The organism is Pseudomonas sp. LPB0260 (assembly GCF_013388395.1).
The window spans coordinates 3,807,672-3,824,147 of record NZ_CP058247.1 but is presented as its reverse complement, the minus strand read 5'-3'; the positions used below and the strand labels follow the sequence as shown (position 1 = coordinate 3,824,147).

General features: G+C 62.6%; 15 protein-coding genes and 1 pseudogene. 12 read left to right on the top strand and 4 right to left on the bottom strand.

Translation table 11 applies throughout. The features are described 5' to 3' along the window. Window positions 1–57: 57 nt before the first annotated feature. A complete protein-coding gene (gloB, locus tag LPB260_RS17110; protein ID WP_208707007.1) occupies window positions 58–831 on the bottom strand; it encodes a hydroxyacylglutathione hydrolase in 774 nt (257 codons plus the stop codon). 75 nt (window positions 832–906) lie between these two features. Here gloB and LPB260_RS17105 point away from each other — a divergent pair, with 75 nt between their 5' ends. The 3 genes from LPB260_RS17105 (at window position 907) to dnaQ (ending at window position 3,027) form a co-directional block, all read left to right on the top strand. Further along, on the top strand, window positions 907–1,668 hold the full coding sequence (locus LPB260_RS17105) for a class I SAM-dependent methyltransferase (RefSeq protein ID WP_208707006.1): 762 nt from the start codon (window positions 907–909) through the stop codon (window positions 1,666–1,668). Between the two features lie 170 nt (window positions 1,669–1,838). Further along, entirely contained in the window at window positions 1,839–2,291 is a 453-nt protein-coding gene (gene rnhA, locus LPB260_RS17100; protein ID WP_371926105.1) for a ribonuclease HI, read from the top strand. Beyond that, window positions 2,284–3,027, top strand: a complete 744-nt coding sequence (dnaQ, locus tag LPB260_RS17095; RefSeq protein WP_208707005.1) for a DNA polymerase III subunit epsilon — start codon at window positions 2,284–2,286, stop codon at window positions 3,025–3,027. Before rnhA ends, dnaQ begins: the two co-directional genes overlap by 8 nt. Window positions 3,028–3,683: 656 nt before the next feature. Here dnaQ and LPB260_RS17090 read toward each other — a convergent pair. Beyond that, window positions 3,684–5,174 (bottom strand): aldehyde dehydrogenase family protein, encoded by a 1,491-nt coding sequence (locus LPB260_RS17090; RefSeq protein WP_208707004.1) that lies wholly within the window; start codon window positions 5,172–5,174, stop codon window positions 3,684–3,686. A gap of 156 nt (window positions 5,175–5,330) precedes the next feature. On the opposite strand from LPB260_RS17090, the gene LPB260_RS17085 reads away from it, so the two are divergent. The 5 genes from LPB260_RS17085 (at window position 5,331) to LPB260_RS17065 (ending at window position 10,485) form a co-directional block, all read left to right on the top strand. Continuing rightward, the gene (locus tag LPB260_RS17085; protein WP_208707003.1) at window positions 5,331–6,242 is read left to right on the top strand and encodes a LysR family transcriptional regulator; all 912 of its coding nucleotides are present in this window, start codon (window positions 5,331–5,333) and stop codon (window positions 6,240–6,242) included. A 204-nt stretch (window positions 6,243–6,446) separates the two neighbouring features. Continuing rightward, window positions 6,447–7,697, top strand: coding sequence for an aspartate aminotransferase family protein (locus tag LPB260_RS17080; protein WP_208707002.1), 1,251 nt, complete (start codon window positions 6,447–6,449; stop codon window positions 7,695–7,697). Between the two features lie 143 nt (window positions 7,698–7,840). Continuing rightward, on the top strand, window positions 7,841–9,073 hold the full coding sequence (locus LPB260_RS17075; protein ID WP_208707001.1) for a DUF3422 domain-containing protein: 1,233 nt from the start codon (window positions 7,841–7,843) through the stop codon (window positions 9,071–9,073). Between the two features lie 276 nt (window positions 9,074–9,349). Further along, the gene (locus tag LPB260_RS17070; RefSeq protein ID WP_208707000.1) at window positions 9,350–9,847 is read left to right on the top strand and encodes a DinB family protein; all 498 of its coding nucleotides are present in this window, start codon (window positions 9,350–9,352) and stop codon (window positions 9,845–9,847) included. 269 nt (window positions 9,848–10,116) lie between these two features. Then, window positions 10,117–10,485 carry a hypothetical protein gene (locus LPB260_RS17065; protein WP_208706999.1) on the top strand — a complete coding sequence of 123 codons (369 nt, stop codon included), beginning with the start codon at window positions 10,117–10,119 and terminating at the stop codon, window positions 10,483–10,485. A 270-nt stretch (window positions 10,486–10,755) separates the two neighbouring features. Here LPB260_RS17065 and LPB260_RS17060 read toward each other — a convergent pair whose 3' ends face one another. Then, window positions 10,756–11,799 carry an IS110 family transposase gene (locus LPB260_RS17060; RefSeq protein WP_208706998.1) on the bottom strand — a complete coding sequence of 348 codons (1,044 nt, stop codon included), beginning with the start codon at window positions 11,797–11,799 and terminating at the stop codon, window positions 10,756–10,758. 152 nt (window positions 11,800–11,951) lie between these two features. Between LPB260_RS17060 and LPB260_RS17055 the strand changes: the two genes are divergently transcribed. Then, the gene (locus LPB260_RS17055) at window positions 11,952–12,824 is read left to right on the top strand and encodes a hypothetical protein (RefSeq protein WP_208706997.1); all 873 of its coding nucleotides are present in this window, start codon (window positions 11,952–11,954) and stop codon (window positions 12,822–12,824) included. Window positions 12,825–13,364: 540 nt separating this feature from the next. Next, window positions 13,365–14,693 carry a mechanosensitive ion channel family protein gene (locus LPB260_RS17050; RefSeq protein WP_208706996.1) on the top strand — a complete coding sequence of 443 codons (1,329 nt, stop codon included), beginning with the start codon at window positions 13,365–13,367 and terminating at the stop codon, window positions 14,691–14,693. 97 nt (window positions 14,694–14,790) lie between these two features. Here LPB260_RS17050 and LPB260_RS29075 read toward each other — a convergent pair. Further along, window positions 14,791–14,934 (bottom strand): annotated as a pseudogene (locus LPB260_RS29075) (IS110 family transposase); the annotation flags it as partial. A gap of 149 nt (window positions 14,935–15,083) precedes the next feature. Between LPB260_RS29075 and LPB260_RS17045 the strand changes: the two are divergent. Together LPB260_RS17045 and LPB260_RS17040 are read left to right on the top strand one after the other, a co-directional pair. Next, on the top strand, window positions 15,084–15,521 hold the full coding sequence (locus LPB260_RS17045; protein WP_371926104.1) for a GFA family protein: 438 nt from the start codon (window positions 15,084–15,086) through the stop codon (window positions 15,519–15,521). A gap of 117 nt (window positions 15,522–15,638) precedes the next feature. Next, window positions 15,639–16,370, top strand: coding sequence for an NAD(P)-dependent oxidoreductase (locus tag LPB260_RS17040; RefSeq protein WP_208706994.1), 732 nt, complete (start codon window positions 15,639–15,641; stop codon window positions 16,368–16,370). Window positions 16,371–16,476: the final 106 nt, after the last annotated feature.

Here is a 16,476-nt window from a genome sequence, read left to right as displayed (position 1 = left end):
AAACCGTGACCGGGGGGGTCAAGTTTGCGGCGCCCCTTTTGCGCCGTCGTCGACTTTTTAGAAGCGATCCTTCCAGGCGCGCAGGCTGGTGAACACTTCGCTGGGCGAACGCGTTTTTTCGCCCTCGAGCTCGGCGATGCGGGCCTGCACCGAGGGCTGGTCGCTGCGCAAAAAGGGGTTGGTGGCGCGTTCCAGTTGCAGCGTGGAGGGCAGGCTGATCCGCCCCGTCTGTCGCCATTCGCTGACCTGCTCCAGGCGCTGGGCGATCTGCCGGTTGTCGGGCTCGACCGCCTGGGCGAAGCGCAGGTTGCTCAGGGTGTATTCATGGGTGCAGTACACCTGGGTCTCGCCGGGTAGCGCCGCCAGGCGGCTGAGCGAGTCATGCATCTGTTCGGGGGTGCCTTCGAACAGGCGGCCGCAGCCGGCGGCGAACAGGGTGTCGCCGCAGAACAGCCAGTGCTGCTCGGCCTGGTAGTAGGCGATATGGCCAAGGGTGTGGCCGGGGACCTCGAGGACGCGCAGGCGCTGGCCGAGCACCTCGACCTGCTCGCCTTCGCCAAGGGCCAGGTCGCGTCCGGGGATCCGCTCCGCGGCCGGGCCGAGCACGCGGGCACCGCTCGTCGATTTCAGCCGCTCCACCCCGCCGACATGGTCGGGGTGGTGATGGGTGATCAGGATGTCGCTCAGCTGCCAGTCGGGATGTTCGTCCAGCCAGGCCAGCACCGGCGCGGCGTCACCGGGGTCGACTACCGCGCAGCGGCGCGTCTCGGGATCCTGCAACAACCAGATATAGTTGTCGGTAAAGGCGGGAAGGGCATCGATCTTTATCATGGAGTGGGTCGCTAAGCGGGTCACAAAGGTGCATCTTAGGCCTCATTGGCAATGACGGCTACGCAGGCAAACCTTATGGCGGATCATCCTTTCGCTCAGGCCGATGCCGATTGGCTTGCGCTGATCGGCGAGGCGCGCAACTGGTTCAACGGCCCTCACGGACAGCTGTTGCTGGCCGAGGAGCAGCGCCTGCTGGAGCACGAGCTGGCGCGCTTCTTCGGCGGCTATCTGGTGCACTACGGGCCCTCGGCGCAGGCGGTGCCAGGGGCTGTGCAGATCCAGCGCAGCGTGCGCCTCGGCGCGCCGTTCCAGGGTGTGGAGATTGTCTGCGAGGAGCAGGCCTGGCCGCTGAGCGAGCATGCCGCGGACCTGGTGCTGCTGCAGCACGGCCTGGACTTCAGCCTGTCGCCCCATGGTCTGCTGCGCGAAGCGGCGCGCAGCGTCAGGCCCGGTGGTCACCTGCTGATCGTCGGCATCAACCCCGTGAGCGCCTGGGGCGTGCGTCGCCTGTACAGCCGCGACGCCCTGCGCCGGGCCCGCTGCATCGCGCCCGGGCGGGTCAGCGACTGGCTGCACTTGCTGGGCTTCGCGCTGGAGAAACGCCGCTTCGGATGCTATCGTCCGCCGCTTGCTTCCAATGCCTGGCAGGCTCGCCTGGCGCCGCTGGAGGCCTGGGGCGATGCCTGGCAATCGCCGGGTGGCGGCTTCTACCTGCTGGTCGCGCGCAAGCTGGTGGTCGGCCTGCGGCCACTGCGCCAGAGCCAGCGCGCGCTGATGGGCAAGCTGGTGCCGATGCCGGTGGCCAAGGTCAGCCGGCGCGATTCCGAGCAGCCCTAGGGGCCCCAGCGGCGGCATCGTTCAGCCCATGCCGGCGCCTGCAGTCGCGCTGGTGCGCTGCTCGTCATGGCCCGACGCAGAAGCACCTGACCGGTCGAACTGGCGACAACCCATCATCCGTACCGGGCACTAGAGCCTGCCGGCGATATTTACTGAGAGAAAGGCTGTGCATGTCTGAACAAGTCGAGATCTACACCGATGGTGCCTGCAAGGGCAATCCGGGAGTCGGTGGCTGGGGCGCGCTGCTGATCTTCAAGGGGGTGGAGAAGGAGCTCTGGGGCGGCGAGGCCGAGACCACCAACAACCGCATGGAGCTGACCGCGGCGATACGCGCCCTGGCCGAGCTGAAGCGGGCCTGCGAAGTGCGCCTGGTCACCGATTCCCAGTACGTCATGCAGGGCATCCAGGACTGGATGCCGAACTGGAAGAAGCGCGGCTGGAAGACCGCCGCCAAGCAGCCGGTGAAGAATGCCGACCTGTGGCAGCAGCTGGATGAGCAGGTCAATCGCCACAACGTGACCTGGCAATGGGTACGCGGCCATACCGGCCATCCGGGCAACGAACGGGCCGACCAGCTGGCCAACCGTGGCGTCGATGAAGTGAGGGGGTTGAAGCGTGCGTAGCATCGTTCTGGATACCGAAACCACCGGCATGCCGGTCACCGATGGTCACCGGATCATCGAGATCGGTTGCGTCGAGCTGATGGGCCGGCGCCTGACCGGCCGGCATTTCCACGTTTACCTGCAGCCGGACCGCGAGATCGACGAAGGCGCCATCGCGGTGCACGGCATCACCAATGAGTTCCTGCAGGACAAGCCGCGCTTCAAGGACGTGGCCGAGGAGTTCTTTGAATTCATCAAGGGCGCCCAGCTGATCATCCACAACGCGGCGTTCGACGTGGGCTTCATCAACAACGAGTTCGCCCTGCTGGGGCAGCAGGAGCGCGCCGACATTGGCGAGCACTGCTCGATTCTCGACACCCTGTTGATGGCCCGCGAGCGCCATCCGGGCCAGCGCAACAACCTCGATGCGCTGTGCAAGCGTTACGACGTCGACAACTCCGGGCGTGACCTGCACGGCGCCTTGCTCGATGCCGAGATTCTCGCCGATGTCTACCTGGCGATGACCGGCGGGCAGACCAACCTGTCCCTGGCCGGCGACGGCTCAGAAGGCGACAGCAGCGGTCGCCGGCAGCCCACGCCGATCCGCCGCCTGCCCGCCGAGCGTGCGCGCACCCTGGTGATCCGCGCCAGCGAAGACGAGCTGGCCGCCCATGCCGCCCGCCTGGCGGTGATCGAGAAGTCGGCCGGCGCGCCGCCCCTGTGGGTGCAGCTGGAACAGCCAAAAGCAGAGCAGTAGGGTGCGCCATGCGCGGGTAGGGTGCGCCGCGCGCACCAGCGCTATGGCGCAGTAGCCATTGTGGTTCGGTGCGCAGGGCGCACCCTATGGCGGCGTCCTAATGAAAAAGCCCCGAGAGCGCAGGCCTCGGGGCTTTGTCGTTCAGGCCTGCTTCGCGTCGGTCGAACACTGAGAGCGGTAGGGTGCGCCGCGCGCACCAGCGTTTTGACGCAGTAGCCGCTGCAGGGTGTTCGGTGCGCAGGGCGCACCCTACGGGCGGCGTCCTAATGAAAAAGCTCCGAGAGCGCAGGTCTCGGGGCTTTGTCGTTCAGGCCTGCTTCGCGTCGTTCGAACACTGAGAGCGGTAGGGTGCGCCGCGCGCACCAGCGTTTTGACGCAGTAGCCGTTGCAGGGTGTTCGGTGCGCAGGGCGCACCCTACGGGCAGCGCCCAAATGAAAAAGCCCCGAGAGCGCAGGTCTCGAGGCTTTGTCGTTCAGGCCTGCTTCGCGTCGGTCGAACACTGAGAGCGGTAGGGTGCGCCGCGCGCACCAGCGTTTTGACGCAGTAGCCGTTGCAGGGTGTTCGGTGCGCATGGCGCACCCTACGGGCGGCGTCCTAATGAAAAAGCCCCGAGACCTTAGGCCTCGGGGCTTTTTCGTTCTGGCCTGGCTTTGTGTCAGTCGAACACGATGCCCTGGGCCAGGGGCAGCTCGCGGGAGTAGTTGACCGTGTTGGTCTGCCGGCGCATGTAGGCCTTCCACGCATCGGAGCCGGACTCGCGGCCGCCGCCGGTTTCCTTCTCGCCGCCGAAGGCGCCGCCGATTTCCGCGCCGCTGGTGCCGATGTTGACGTTGGCGATGCCGCAGTCGCTGCCGGCGGCGCTCTGGAACTGCTCGGCTTCACGCATGTCGGTGGTGAAGATGCAGGACGACAGGCCTTGCGGCACTTCGTTGTTCAGGCGCAGGGCCTGGTCGAAGTCGCTGTAGCTCATCACGTAGAGGATCGGCGCGAAGGTCTCGTGGCGCACCACCTCGCTCTGCGCCGGCATCTCGACGATGGCCGGGCTGACGTAGTAGGCGTTCGGGAACTGCTCGGCCAGCTGGCGCTCGCCGCCGAAGACCTTGCCGCCCTCGGCGCGGGCCTTGTCCAGCGCCGCCTGCATGGCCTCGAAGCTGTGCTTGTCGATCAGCGGGCCGACCAGGTTGCCCTGCAGCGGGTGCCCGATGCGCACCTTGCTGTAGGCGACCTTGAGGCGGGCGACGATCTCGTCCTTGACCGACTCGTGGGCGATCAGCCGGCGCAGGGTGGTGCAGCGCTGGCCGGCGGTGCCCACGGCGCCGAACAGGATGGCCCGTACGGCCATGTCGAGGTCGGCGCTGGGGGCCAGGATCATGGCGTTGTTGCCGCCCAGTTCGAGGATGCTGCGACCGAAGCGGGCGGCCACCTTGGGCGCCACTTCGCGGCCCATGCGGGTGCTGCCGGTGGCGCTGATCAGGGCCACGCGCGGGTCCTCGACCAGGGCGTCGCCGGCCTCGCGGTCGCCGATGATCAGCTGGCTGAGGCCCTCGGGGGCGTCGCCGAAGGCGGCCAGCGCCTGCTCGAACAGTGCCTGGCAGGCGAGGGCGGTGAGCGGGGTCTTCTCCGATGGCTTCCACAGCACGGCGTCGCCGCAGACCAGGGCCAGGGTGGTGTTCCAGGCCCAGACCGCCACGGGGAAGTTGAAGGCGCTGATCACGCCGACCACGCCGAGCGGCTGCCAGGTCTCGCGCATGTGGTGGCCCGGGCGCTCGGAGGCGATGGTCAGGCCGTAGAGCTGGCGCGACAGGCCGACGGCGAAGTCGCAGATGTCGATCATCTCCTGCACTTCGCCCAGGCCTTCCTGGGTGATCTTGCCGGCTTCCCAGGACACCAGCTCGCCGAGGTCGGCCTTGTGCTTGCGCAGCACCTCGCCGAACAGACGGATCAGTTCGCCACGACGCGGCGCCGGCACGCTGCGCCAGGCCAGGAAGGCCTGCTCGGCGCGGGCGATCTTGGCCTGCACCGCGGCGCGGTCTTCCAGGCTGACCGAAGCGATCTGGCTGCCGTCGATCGGGGTGTGTACCGGGTAGTTGCCATTCTCTACTGCGTGGGCGCTAACCCCGAGGCGGCTCAGAAGTCCGTCAACCATGGCTCTCTCCTGTATCTGGTCGTGGTTGAAAATTATGCTCGGGGTCAGTATTAATCTTCCGCCTGGAGGGCAGCAAGCGAGCATTATTCGCCATGTCATTCCTAGGATTCATCGTTCGCCCCTGTTCGCCGCCCCACGCCTTCGCGAGATTTCCCCATGTCCAAACGCCTGATGCCGTCCATGGCCGCCCTGCAGTGCTTCGAGGCGGTGGCGCGCCACCTGAGCTTCACCCGCGCCGCGGAGGAGCTGTTCCTCACCCAGAGCGCGGTGAGCAAGCAGGTGGCGCAGCTCGAGGAGATGCTCCAGCACCTGCTGTTCCGCCGCATCCGCCGGCGCCTGCAGCTGACCCCGGCCGGCTCGTTGTACCTGACCGAGGTGAACAAGATCCTCAAGCAGGTGGAGATGTCCACCCACTACATCCTGTCCTACGGTGGCGAGACCGAGGTGCTCAAGGTGGCGACCCAACCGACCTTCGGCGCGCGCTGGCTGATCCCTCATCTCAAGGGCTTCGGCGCGGCCAACCCGAACATCCACCTGGACATCCGCAATGAACTGGAACCCTTCGACCTGGTCCAGGCGCGGGCCGACGTGGTGTTCTTCTTCGGCCAGGGCACCTGGCCGGGGGCCGAGTGTCTCGAGCTGTTCGGCGAGGAAATGGTGCCGGTGTGCGCCCCGGACATCCTCCCGGCCACGCCGCTGGACAGCGCCCTGCAGCTCAGTGAGCGGGTGCTGCTGCAGTGCGCCTCGCGGCCCGAGGCCTGGCACGAGTGGTTCGAGGCCCAGGGCCTGCAGACCGAGCACAGCTACCACGGGCCGCGCTTCGAGACCTTCTATATGTGCATCCGCGCGGCCCAGTCCGGCTGCGGCGTGGCGCTGGTGCCACGTTTTCTGGTGGAGGACGAGCTGGCCGAGGGCAAGCTGGTGATGCCCTGGGATCACGCCCAGCCCAGCAGTGGCCGGCACTTTCTCGCCTACGCCGAACACGCCGCCGAAGTGCCGAAGATTCGCGCCTTCGTGAAGTGGATCGAGGCGCAGGTACGCCTCGAACACGGCGACGCCGCACGCTGAGTCGTCCCCAGCGGGCGACACGCCGAGGTGGGCACAAGGCGGAAAAAAAGGAATGACAGGCGCGTTTTTTTTCGTTTGTCGGCTAGCTTCATCTCTCGCTTTCATAGTGGCTCAGTCAACCTGGCCACGAGGACGCCCCATGCCCGCCCGCGAGAATGCTTGCCCACGCCCTTCGAACCTTCGCCGCGCTGAGGATATTCGCCCATGAGCCAGGCACCGATCAGCAACGCCCTGGGCATCGTCCACCCCATCAACCTCAGCCACGGCCGCAACGCCGAGGTCTGGGACTGCGCCGGCAAGCGTTACATCGACTTCGTCGGCGGCATCGGCGTGCTCAACCTCGGCCACTGCCACCCGCGCATCGTCGAGGCGGTGCGCGAGCAGGCCGGCCGGCTGACTCACTCGGCCTTCAATGCCGTGCCCCATGAGGGCTACGGCCGGCTGATGGAGGCCCTGACGCGCTTCATTCCGGTCAGCTACCCGCTCTCCGGCATGCTCACCAACAGCGGCGCCGAGGCGGCGGAGAACGCCCTGAAGATCGTCCGCGCGGCCACCGGTCGCACCGCGGTGATCGCCTTCGACGGCGGCTTCCACGGCCGTACCCTGGCCACCCTCAACCTCAACGGCAAGGTGGCGCCCTACAAGCAGAAGGTCGGCGTGCTGCCGGGGCCGGTCTATCACCTGCCGTACCCCAGTGCCGATAACGGGGTCAGCCGCGAGCAGGCCCTGGCGGCCATGGAGCGGCTGTTCAGCGTGGAGATCGACCGCGCCGAGGTGGCCTGCTTCATCGTCGAACCGGTGCAGGGCGAGGGCGGCTTCCAGGCCCTGGATGCGGCCTTCGCCCAGGACCTGCGGCGCTTCTGCGATACCCACGGCATCCTCCTGATCATCGACGAGATCCAGTCCGGCTTCGGCCGCAGCGGCCAGCGCTTCGCCTTCAGCCGCCTGGGCATCGAGCCGGACCTGCTGCTGCTGGGCAAGAGCATGGCCGGCGGCCTGCCGCTGGCGGCGGTGGTCGGCCGCCGCGAGCTGATGGACGCGCTGCCCAAGGGCGGCCTGGGCGGCACCTATTCGGGCAACCCGATCGCCTGCGCCGCGGCCCTGGCCACCCTGGAAGAGATGAGCGACGCCAACCTGGCGACCTGGGGCGAGCTGCAGGAACGCACCATCCTCGCCCGCTACAGCAGCTGGCAGCAGGCGCCCTGGGCGGCTGCCATCGGCCGCCTGACCGGCGTGGGCGCCATGCGCGGCATCGAGCTGCGCAGCGCCGACGGTGGCCCCGGCAGCGAGCGCCTGGCCAGCCTGCTGGGCAACGCCCGCGAGCAGGGCCTGTTGCTGATGCCCAGCGGCAAGCAGCGCCACATCATCCGCCTGCTGGCGCCGCTGACCACCGAGCCTGAGCGGCTGGGCGAGGGTTTCGACATCTTCGAGCGTTGCCTGGCGCAACTGGACTGAGTCGATCGGCGCCCGCTTGCGCAGCACCACGGCGAAAGTGGCAAAGCGGCGGCGGCACCCTGTGCCTCGGCGAGGCTGGCGGCAGTCCAGTAGATTCAGGCGCTGCCGGCCGAGCGGCGGCGCCCTCTGTCTTGGAGCCTGTGATGCACCCGCTGAGAGCAAGCCTGCACGATGAATTGCACGCGCGCCCGTCGCTCTATTTCGACGGCCCGGCCCATGTCTATCATTTCGCCCTGCTGGACGATGGCCAGTCACTGGACGCCATCGTCCGCCGCCTCGACGAGCTGGCCGACAACCCGGGCCGCGGCGTGCAGCGCCATGGCCTGCTGCGCATCGCCGGCTGCGCCTTCAAGTGGGAGCGCCACAGCGAATTCCTCTCGTTGACCTGGGTGGTGCCGCTGGCGGCCGATGGCACGCGCTGGGCCGAGGTGCCGCAACCGCTGCGCGGCCTGCTCGACGCCCACCGCGAGCTGATCATCGATGCCCTGGTGATCCTCGTCGAGAATCAGCAGGACGCGACGCAGGCGCCGGCCGGCTATGGCTTCAAGGACCCGGCCGGCTCCCATATCGGCGGTGGCGACGCCACGGTGTGGGGCGACTTCCGCCTCTCGGCCCAGGGCTACAATCGCCTGCTGCTGGTCAACCGCGGCCTGAATGCCTACCGCCTCGGGCGCATGGTGCGCCGCCTGGTGGAGATCGAAACCTACCGCATGCTGGCGTGCCTCGGCCTGCCCACGGCACAGGAGCTGGGCAATACGCTGCAGGAACTGGACCGCGAACTGATCCGCCTCGCCGAGCGCAACGCCGAGGCCGACAACGACCAGGCCAAGGCCCTGCTCGATGGCCTGACCGCGCTGTCGGCCCGGTTGATGCGCTGCTCGGCCACCAGCCGGCCGCGCTTCAGCGCCACCGCGGCCTACGCGCAGATCGTCTTCGAGCGCATCGCCGAGCTGCGCGAAAGCCACGTCGGCGAGCACCAGCGCCTCGGCATCTTCCTCGAGCGGCGCTTCAAGCCCAGCGTGCGCTACTGCGCCGCCACCGAACAGCGCCTGGACCGCCTGGCCGATGGCATCGCCAACCTCGGCGACCTGCTGCAGGCCAAGGCCCAGGTGGAAGTGGAGGAGCAGAACTCGAAGATTCTCGAAAGCCTCAACGCCCGCACCCACACCCAGCTGAAGATCCAGAAGGCGGTAGAGGGCTTCTCGCTGATCGCCATCAGCTACTACCTGATCGGCCTGCTGAAGATGACCCTGGAGGGGCTGGGCGCCCTGGGCTCGCCGCTGTCCGGAAAGGTGCTGTTCGCCCTGCTGGCGCCGCTTTTCCTGCTGACCCTGCTGCTGTTGGCGCGGCGCCTGAAGCAAGCGGCCCGGCACTAGGCGGGCAGGGCGCAGTGGTGTGCACGTCCCTTGGGCGGAACTAGCTGCCAACGGGCGGGGGGGCGATGGATTGCGACGCAGGCTGCGCCGCCGCGCGAGGGATGGCTGTTTCAGTACAACGAAACCCTCGACCACCGCGGTCCGTGCCTGTATATACAGATGTGCTCTGGTAGAAGCGGTCACCAATGGGGACTAAGTAGAGCCCGAATCCTCGCTGGGAATAAAGTGTACGGCCGCTTTACCCGGGAGCTAACCCTGGCCGAACTGGAGACGGCAATGTTCAGTACAACGCTCAATGCCTTGCGCACTTTCCCGGAACAGCTTGAAACTTACTATCACGCCATCCCCACGGCGTTCAGAAACTGGGCGCCAGACTCATGGGCCGGTGTCCCCAGCGAGCCGTTCACGGCCATCGAACAGATCTGCCACGTTCGTGACATTGAGATCGACGGCTATCACGTCCGTTTCCGGCGCACGTTAACCGAGTTCGAGCCCACGCTGGCGTCGGTCGACGGTGAGAGCCTGGCCAAGGAACGCGCGTATGCGAGCGCCGACGCAAAGGAGGTCTTCGCGGCGTTTCGTGCCGCGCGGGACGAGACGGTAAGGCTTATCGAATCCCTTGGTCCCTACCAGTTCAGTCGAACTGCGGTATTTGAGGGCTACGGGCCGTTAACGATGCGCAGCCTGGTGCACTATCTCTGCAGCCATGATCAGCAGCACCTTGCGGGCCTACAGTGGCTACTCGGCAAGATCGAAGCATCCCAGGCTGGCTAGGCGGGCAGGACGCCAGCCACGCGGGGACGCCGGCAGACTCAGTCGCTGGACAGGATCATGGCAAAACAGTAGCGTCGGCCGGAAAATGCCAAGCGCGGGCGAGGCATCCAGGCTTGCCGTCGATGGTGCATAACGTCCTTCTGACCCCAGCGACCCGCTGGAACCCCGGAATAGACAGGGAAAGCCAAAGGCGACAGGGAATGTTATCCACCAAATGATGCGTTTAAACGCACCGCTTGGTGTCTAATTTTAGTTATGTCCTACCAGCCATGAATCGCATACTACTCATCATACTCGTATCACTCACGCTTACAGGATGTCCTGTCAGCATCAACGGCCTCATCAAGAACAAGTCTGAAAATATAGTTATTATTGTTCCACCCTTCAAAACAGAGTTTAGCTGGATAATTGGCCCCGGATCTGAAGAAGAAGTGAGCTGGTATCAAGAGTGCATCACGGTAAAGAGCGACAATGAAATTCAATACTTTCTAGCTTGGCCAATCCCTGAAAATGTGCTTATTCCTGGAGCCTTCAGCTCCACTCTTAAGGTCGCTTATAAAAACAAAGAGTTGTTCTTTGAAAACAACAAAGGCGAGTTTATAAAAATCCCCCAGGCAGCATCGTGCGCAGGGACATAACAATGCGTATATGGACGCTCCCCACAAGTAGATGAGGAATCGCTTTTCAAGCCTGTCGTCAGTGCGGTTGCATTCGTATATCCGGCCTGTCATGGGCAGCATCGCCCTGGCCACTCTGTAGTTCGCACAGCGGGGGCCCAGCGTTCAATCGATCACGTGGATCATGATTGTTATCGGCCTTGTTCCGCTGCAGGACTCGCCTGTTCCGACAGTCTCGCGTCTCACCACAACCACCCGAAAACCCTCATTCCCTCCTGGTTACTCCCGCCGTCAGGCGGGCCTTACGCTCTGCCAGTTGCCGCTGAAACGTCGTTCGTGGCACCACACCGCCCAGCAGATTCGTACCAGTTTGTTGGCCAACGCCACCGCCGCTTTGTTGTGGCCGATGCGCGCCGCCGTTTGCGTGGCCCAGCGCTGTAATGCGGTCAGTCGTTCCGGCGTGTTGGCCAGGCAGCGCTGGGCCGCCAACAAGGCGGCGCGGGAGCCGTGGACCAGCAAGGTACGCACATAGACGTTGCCCTGGCAGCTGATATGGCCCAGCTTGCGCCGGTTGCCGCTGCTGAACTCGCGTGGGGTCAGGCCCAGCCAGGCACTGAGTTGGCGGCCGCTGGCGAAGCGCTGCGGATTGCCGACCGCGGTCTTCAGGGCGCTGGCGGTGAGCAGGCCGATGCCGCTGACCTCGTCCAGCCTGCGCACGATTTCATCCTCGGCATGCCATTGCTGCAGCTGCCGCTCGCAGTCCGCCATGCACTGCTGATAGAGATTGATCTCACCCAGGACGATCTGCAGCAGGCCGCGCAGGCGCGCCAGCTCCGGGCGCTCGATCAGTTCGTTGGCCCGGCGCAGGAAGGCCGCGGTGCTGGCTGGCGCCTCGATACCCGCTTCGCGCAGGATGCCACGCAGCAGGTTGATACGCTGGGTGCGGCTCTTCTTCCAGGTCTCGCGCAGGCCGTGCAACTGCTGCAGTTGCTGCTGCTCGTGGCTCTTCACCGGCACCGGATGCAGGCCGGCACAGCGCGCCGCTTCGAGCATCGCCTCACAGTCGTTGCGGTCGGTCTTGTTACGCCGCCGGTACGATCGCACATAGCGTGGATGCAGCAGCATCACCCGGTGCCCACGGGCCTGCATCAGCCGCCCCCAGTAGTGCGCCGTGCCACAGGCCTCCATCAGCCACTCGACCGCCTCGGCCTGCTCCTGTATATATCGCCCGAACGCCTCACGACTCAGCCGCCTGCGCTGACTCACCACGCCGGCACGGACACTCTCGGCAACTTGGTAAACGGACTTGGCCAGATCAACTGCTATGCGTTTCATCACACCTCTCCCAATGCACAGTCACCACCGTTGTGGGTATAGAACCGTGGCGCGGGGAGCGTCCATTACAGCATTCAAACCGTTCGCTTCGCTCACTGGGACGGGCTAAAGCCCGCCCCTTAGCTTAATCGTTAGACATTCAAGAGAGATCGATGAACAACAAAGATCTAAGCATTTCAAACTTCTGCGCCTGCTTTATTGATTTACTCGGTCAAAGAGACGCCCTCAAGGGCCAGGACCTAATGCCCTCTCTTGATGACGATATCAGCAAAGAAAAATTCCTAGATATAGTCAGGCAATCTGTCGGAGCCATTGGCCGCCTGCAATTGCACGCAGAACACTTCAGAAAGGAGGCTGAAAACCCTACAACCTTTAGGGTCTCACTATCTCCTGAAGATCAAAAGCTTTATGACGAAATGAAACTACCTAAAGCAAAGCAACAGCGCTGGTCAGACGGGTTGGTCTTCTATCACTCTTTAAACACCCAGCATGCCAAGTGCCCAATGAATGCAGTCATCGAAATATTCATGCTTGCGGGAGCTTTATGTTTACTTGGCTTAGCAGACAAGCAACCAATTAGAGGCGCAATAGAAACATCATGGGGCGTGGAGTTACATGACAACGAGCTTTACGGCGCTGTCGTTGCCAACAGTTATCTTCTAGAAAGTAGCGTAGCTCAGTACCCAAGAATCGTAATTGGCGAGCACACCATGAACTACTTAAACACTTATCTTCAAGACACTCCAAACATTGAAGACAAGCTTCATCTTTATAACTACAACCTTGCCGTCAAGTGCATAAACATGACAGCTATCGACCAAGACGGCTATCACATCCTCAACTACCTCGGAGAAGAATTTAAAAACAGCGTATTCCACGACGAGAGTAAAGACCTTTACAACCAAGCTTATGCGTATATTTGCGAGCAGTATGAGCTACATAAATCCAGAAAAAACAGCAAGCTAGCCCTGCGTTACACTTGGCTTAGAGGGTACTTCCATCAGCACAAGGGAGTTCATGTCTAACAATGTATATGGACGCTCCCCGCTAGTAGATGAGGAATCGCTTTTCAAGCCTGTCGTCAGTGCGGTTGCATTCGTATATCCGGCCTGTCATGGGCAGCATCGCCCTGGCCACTCTGTAGTTCGCACAGCGGGGGCCCAGCGTTCAATCGATCACACAGATCAGCATTGTTATCGGCCTTGTTTTGTTGTAGGACTCGTCCGTTTCGACAGTGCTGAGCAGTCGTTGCAACCATCTAAAATCATATTCTGGTTACTTGGCCCTGTGCGGGGGGCGTGCTGAACTCGCCGCACTTTGCTGCGCCGCTCCTGCTTGTTCGGAGTTCCGCTGATGCCGGGCTATAAGGGTCAGTATCTAGTTAGCAAGCGCTTATAGCGCTGTAGTGAAAATGACTCACGGTCTTACGGATGAGAGGGGCAGGGTGGAAAATCGAGCCTATACTACTATGGCGTCTCGGGGACGTAGTTGCGCTGAGGGCTGTCTGCTGGTGTTGACTTAAATGGCCTGAACTACCTATCGGGGTGGTATGTGGGGTTTCCAAAATGAAACTGGGTAATCTCGATCAACAATTAGAACAGGCTCTTGATACAGTAAGCGCGGTGCTCTCCCAGCCGGAAACCTATACGCAAATTGGTATGGTCGTTGCGATTTATGCGATCGCCTGGGTAGTTGCCAATCGCATCAGGAAATACGCCCCGTTTTTGAATGCAGGGGGTGATGAGGCGGGCGCTCATCCGTTTCGTAAATTTATCGGCAGGCTGGGCGGCTTGATTTTCCCGATACTCGCGATTTTGTTGTTGCGAATATCCGTTGAAGTGAGCGAGAACCTGCTGAGTCAGGGGTGGCTGGTGCAGGCGGCGCTTACCATTTCCATCCTGCTTATCTTTTACTCGATCATCCGTAACTTTATCCGCAACAGGTTTCTTGCCTCGACCTTCAAGTGGCTGGGCATCCCGTTGTTATTTCTGCATCTGGTTGGCCTTCTGGACGGATTGATCGGGATACTCGAATCGATTTCCGTCAGTCTCGGCAATATCGAGATTTCGGTCTATGGCATCGCCCGGGTCGCGATCTTCGGCTCGATGCTGTTCTGGCTCGGCCGCGTCAGCAGCAGAACCGGGCGGGACTTCATTTCCCATCAGGAGAACCTGGACGCTCGCACCCGGGAAGTGGCCGCGAAGCTCTTCGAGGTGGCGATATTCTTCTTCATTTTCCTGCTGCTGCTACAGATCATGGGCATCAACCTCACCACGCTCGCGGTGTTTGGCGGCGCGCTGGGTGTTGGTCTTGGCTTCGGGTTGCAGGCCATCGCCTCCAATTTCATCTCCGGCATCATCATCCTGCTCGACCGCTCGGTGTCCATTGGTGATTACGTCGAACTCGAAGACGGCCGCACCGGTATCGTGCGTGAGTTGAATATGCGCTCGACCACGCTGGAAACCTTCGATGGCAAGGATGTTGTGGTACCGAACGAAAAGTTCATCGCCGAGATCTTCACCAATTGGACGCACAAGGACAAAAGCCAGCGTTACCGGGTGGACTTTTCGGTCTCCTATGACTCCGATGTCAGGAAGCTGGTGGAGATCATCAAGGAAGTGGTGGCCAGCCACCCGCAGGTATTCAGCGGTGAGGATGTACCGTTCGAGGAGCGGCCTGACTGTGAGATAGACAGCTTTGGCGACTCCGGCATCAATATGTTCGTGGAGTTCTGGATGGAGGGCGTCGACGACGGCAAGAACCGCGTTGGGGGTGACCTCTTGCTGATGATCCTGGAGGCGCTGCAGGAGCATGGCTTCGAAATACCTTTCCCGCAGAGAGAGGTGCGTGTCCTGAACGAACGCCCCTCCGCCAAAAGAAAGCGGGGCGATTAAGGAGTCTGTGGCGCGCCATCGTTGCGGGGCGCCGCCGATCCGGCTCCCATGGGGCGCATGTTCTCAGCGGGGTGGTGCGATCCAGCTGGCCTCTGTCACAGGCCGCCACCAGCCACTCGACCGGCTGCACCTGCTCCTGTATACATCGGGCATACGCCTCACGATGCAGCCGCCTGTGCTGACTCATCCGGCCGACATGGACACTCTCGGCTATTTGGCGAACGGACTTGCCCAGATCCATCGCTAAGCGCACCAGCACCGTTCGTTCAATGTGTAGTCGTCACCGCTCGGTCTCAGGGGCGTGAGGCGGCGTTTTTTTCCGGATCTGGCTTATAGCTCGTTAGGTGGGGCGGGCTGAATTCCGCCCCGAAAGTACACGCATCAACTGTTATGAGGACAGCATCCGCGGTCTTGTTCAAGGAGGGATCAATGGTGTTGAAGGGAAGTTGTCTTTGCCAGCGAGTGAAGTATGAAATTACTGGCGAGTTGCTGGATGTACTCAATTGCCACTGCTCGATGTGCCGAAAGCTGCATGCGTCAGCTTTCAGAACCCGGGCCAGGGTAGCGGCTAAAGACTGGAGAACGTTGTCTGGAGAGCGGTTCATTAAGTTCTATGAGTCGTCAAAGGGGGAGCACAAAGGATTTTGTTCCGAGTGCGGTTCCAGCTTGTTCACCAGGTTCGATGCGGCACCTGAGGTACTTGGCTTTCCGCTGGGCACCTTGGATGATGATCCCAAGGTGAAGCCTGCTCGACACGTTTATGTCGGCAGTAAGGCACCCTGGTTCGATATAACGGATACATTGCCGCAGTGCCGCGAAATTGATTGATTGTTCGCGCCTGGTCGAAGGCGTGCAGGGCCTCAGCGTAGGGACAGCGGATATGGCCCGTCGCTCGGCTTGATCGTTGTGCGCTTGGTTGTCCAGATACAGGGAAGGAGACAAGACATGGCCACATTGGTGGTAGGCGCAAGTGGCGCGACGGGGCGGTTGTTGGTCGAGCAGTTGCTCAGTCGAGGACAGCAGGTCCGGGCGATTGTGAGAGCGCCGGAGCCATTTCGCCGGCTCTTTGAGAACAACGAAAACCTCTCGGTTATCCCCGGCAGCATCCTGGAGTTGAGCGATGGCGAACTGGCGCGCCACGTCGATGGGTGTGAGGCAGTGGCATCGTGCCTGGGGCACAACCTGAGCTTGAAGGGGATCTATGGCGAGCCTCGCAGGCTGGTGACCGAGGCGGTCAACCGCTTATGCACTGCCATCGGCGAAAGCCAGCCGGCTAGACCGGTCAGGTTCGTGCTGATGAACACCACCGGTAACCGCAATCGCGATCTGTCTGAGCCGGTTTCCCTGGCCCAGAAAGCGGTCATGGGGCTGATTCGCCTGTTGTTGCCGCCGCACCTGGATAATGAGCAGGCCGCAGATTTTCTGCGCACCCGCATTGGTCAGGGCGACGGGGTGATCGAATGGGCCGTGGTTCGTCCCGATACCTTGATTGATGAGAGCGTTGTAACCGAATACGCGGTTCACCCTTCACCGATCCGAAGCGCGATATTCGATGCAGGCAAAACCAGTCGCATCAACGTGGCACATTTCATGGCTGACCTGATCACCGACAATGGCGGCTGGCTTAAATGGAAGGGGCAGATGCCGGTGGTCTATAACGTCGACGGCTCCTTGTAGACCCTGCGTTCAACGCATCGTGCAGGGGGCGGCGCGGGACTCTATGTACAGGGCAAGTGGATGCGGTTGAGCGAGATTTCGCTCGTCAACTTAACTGGGCGCTGAC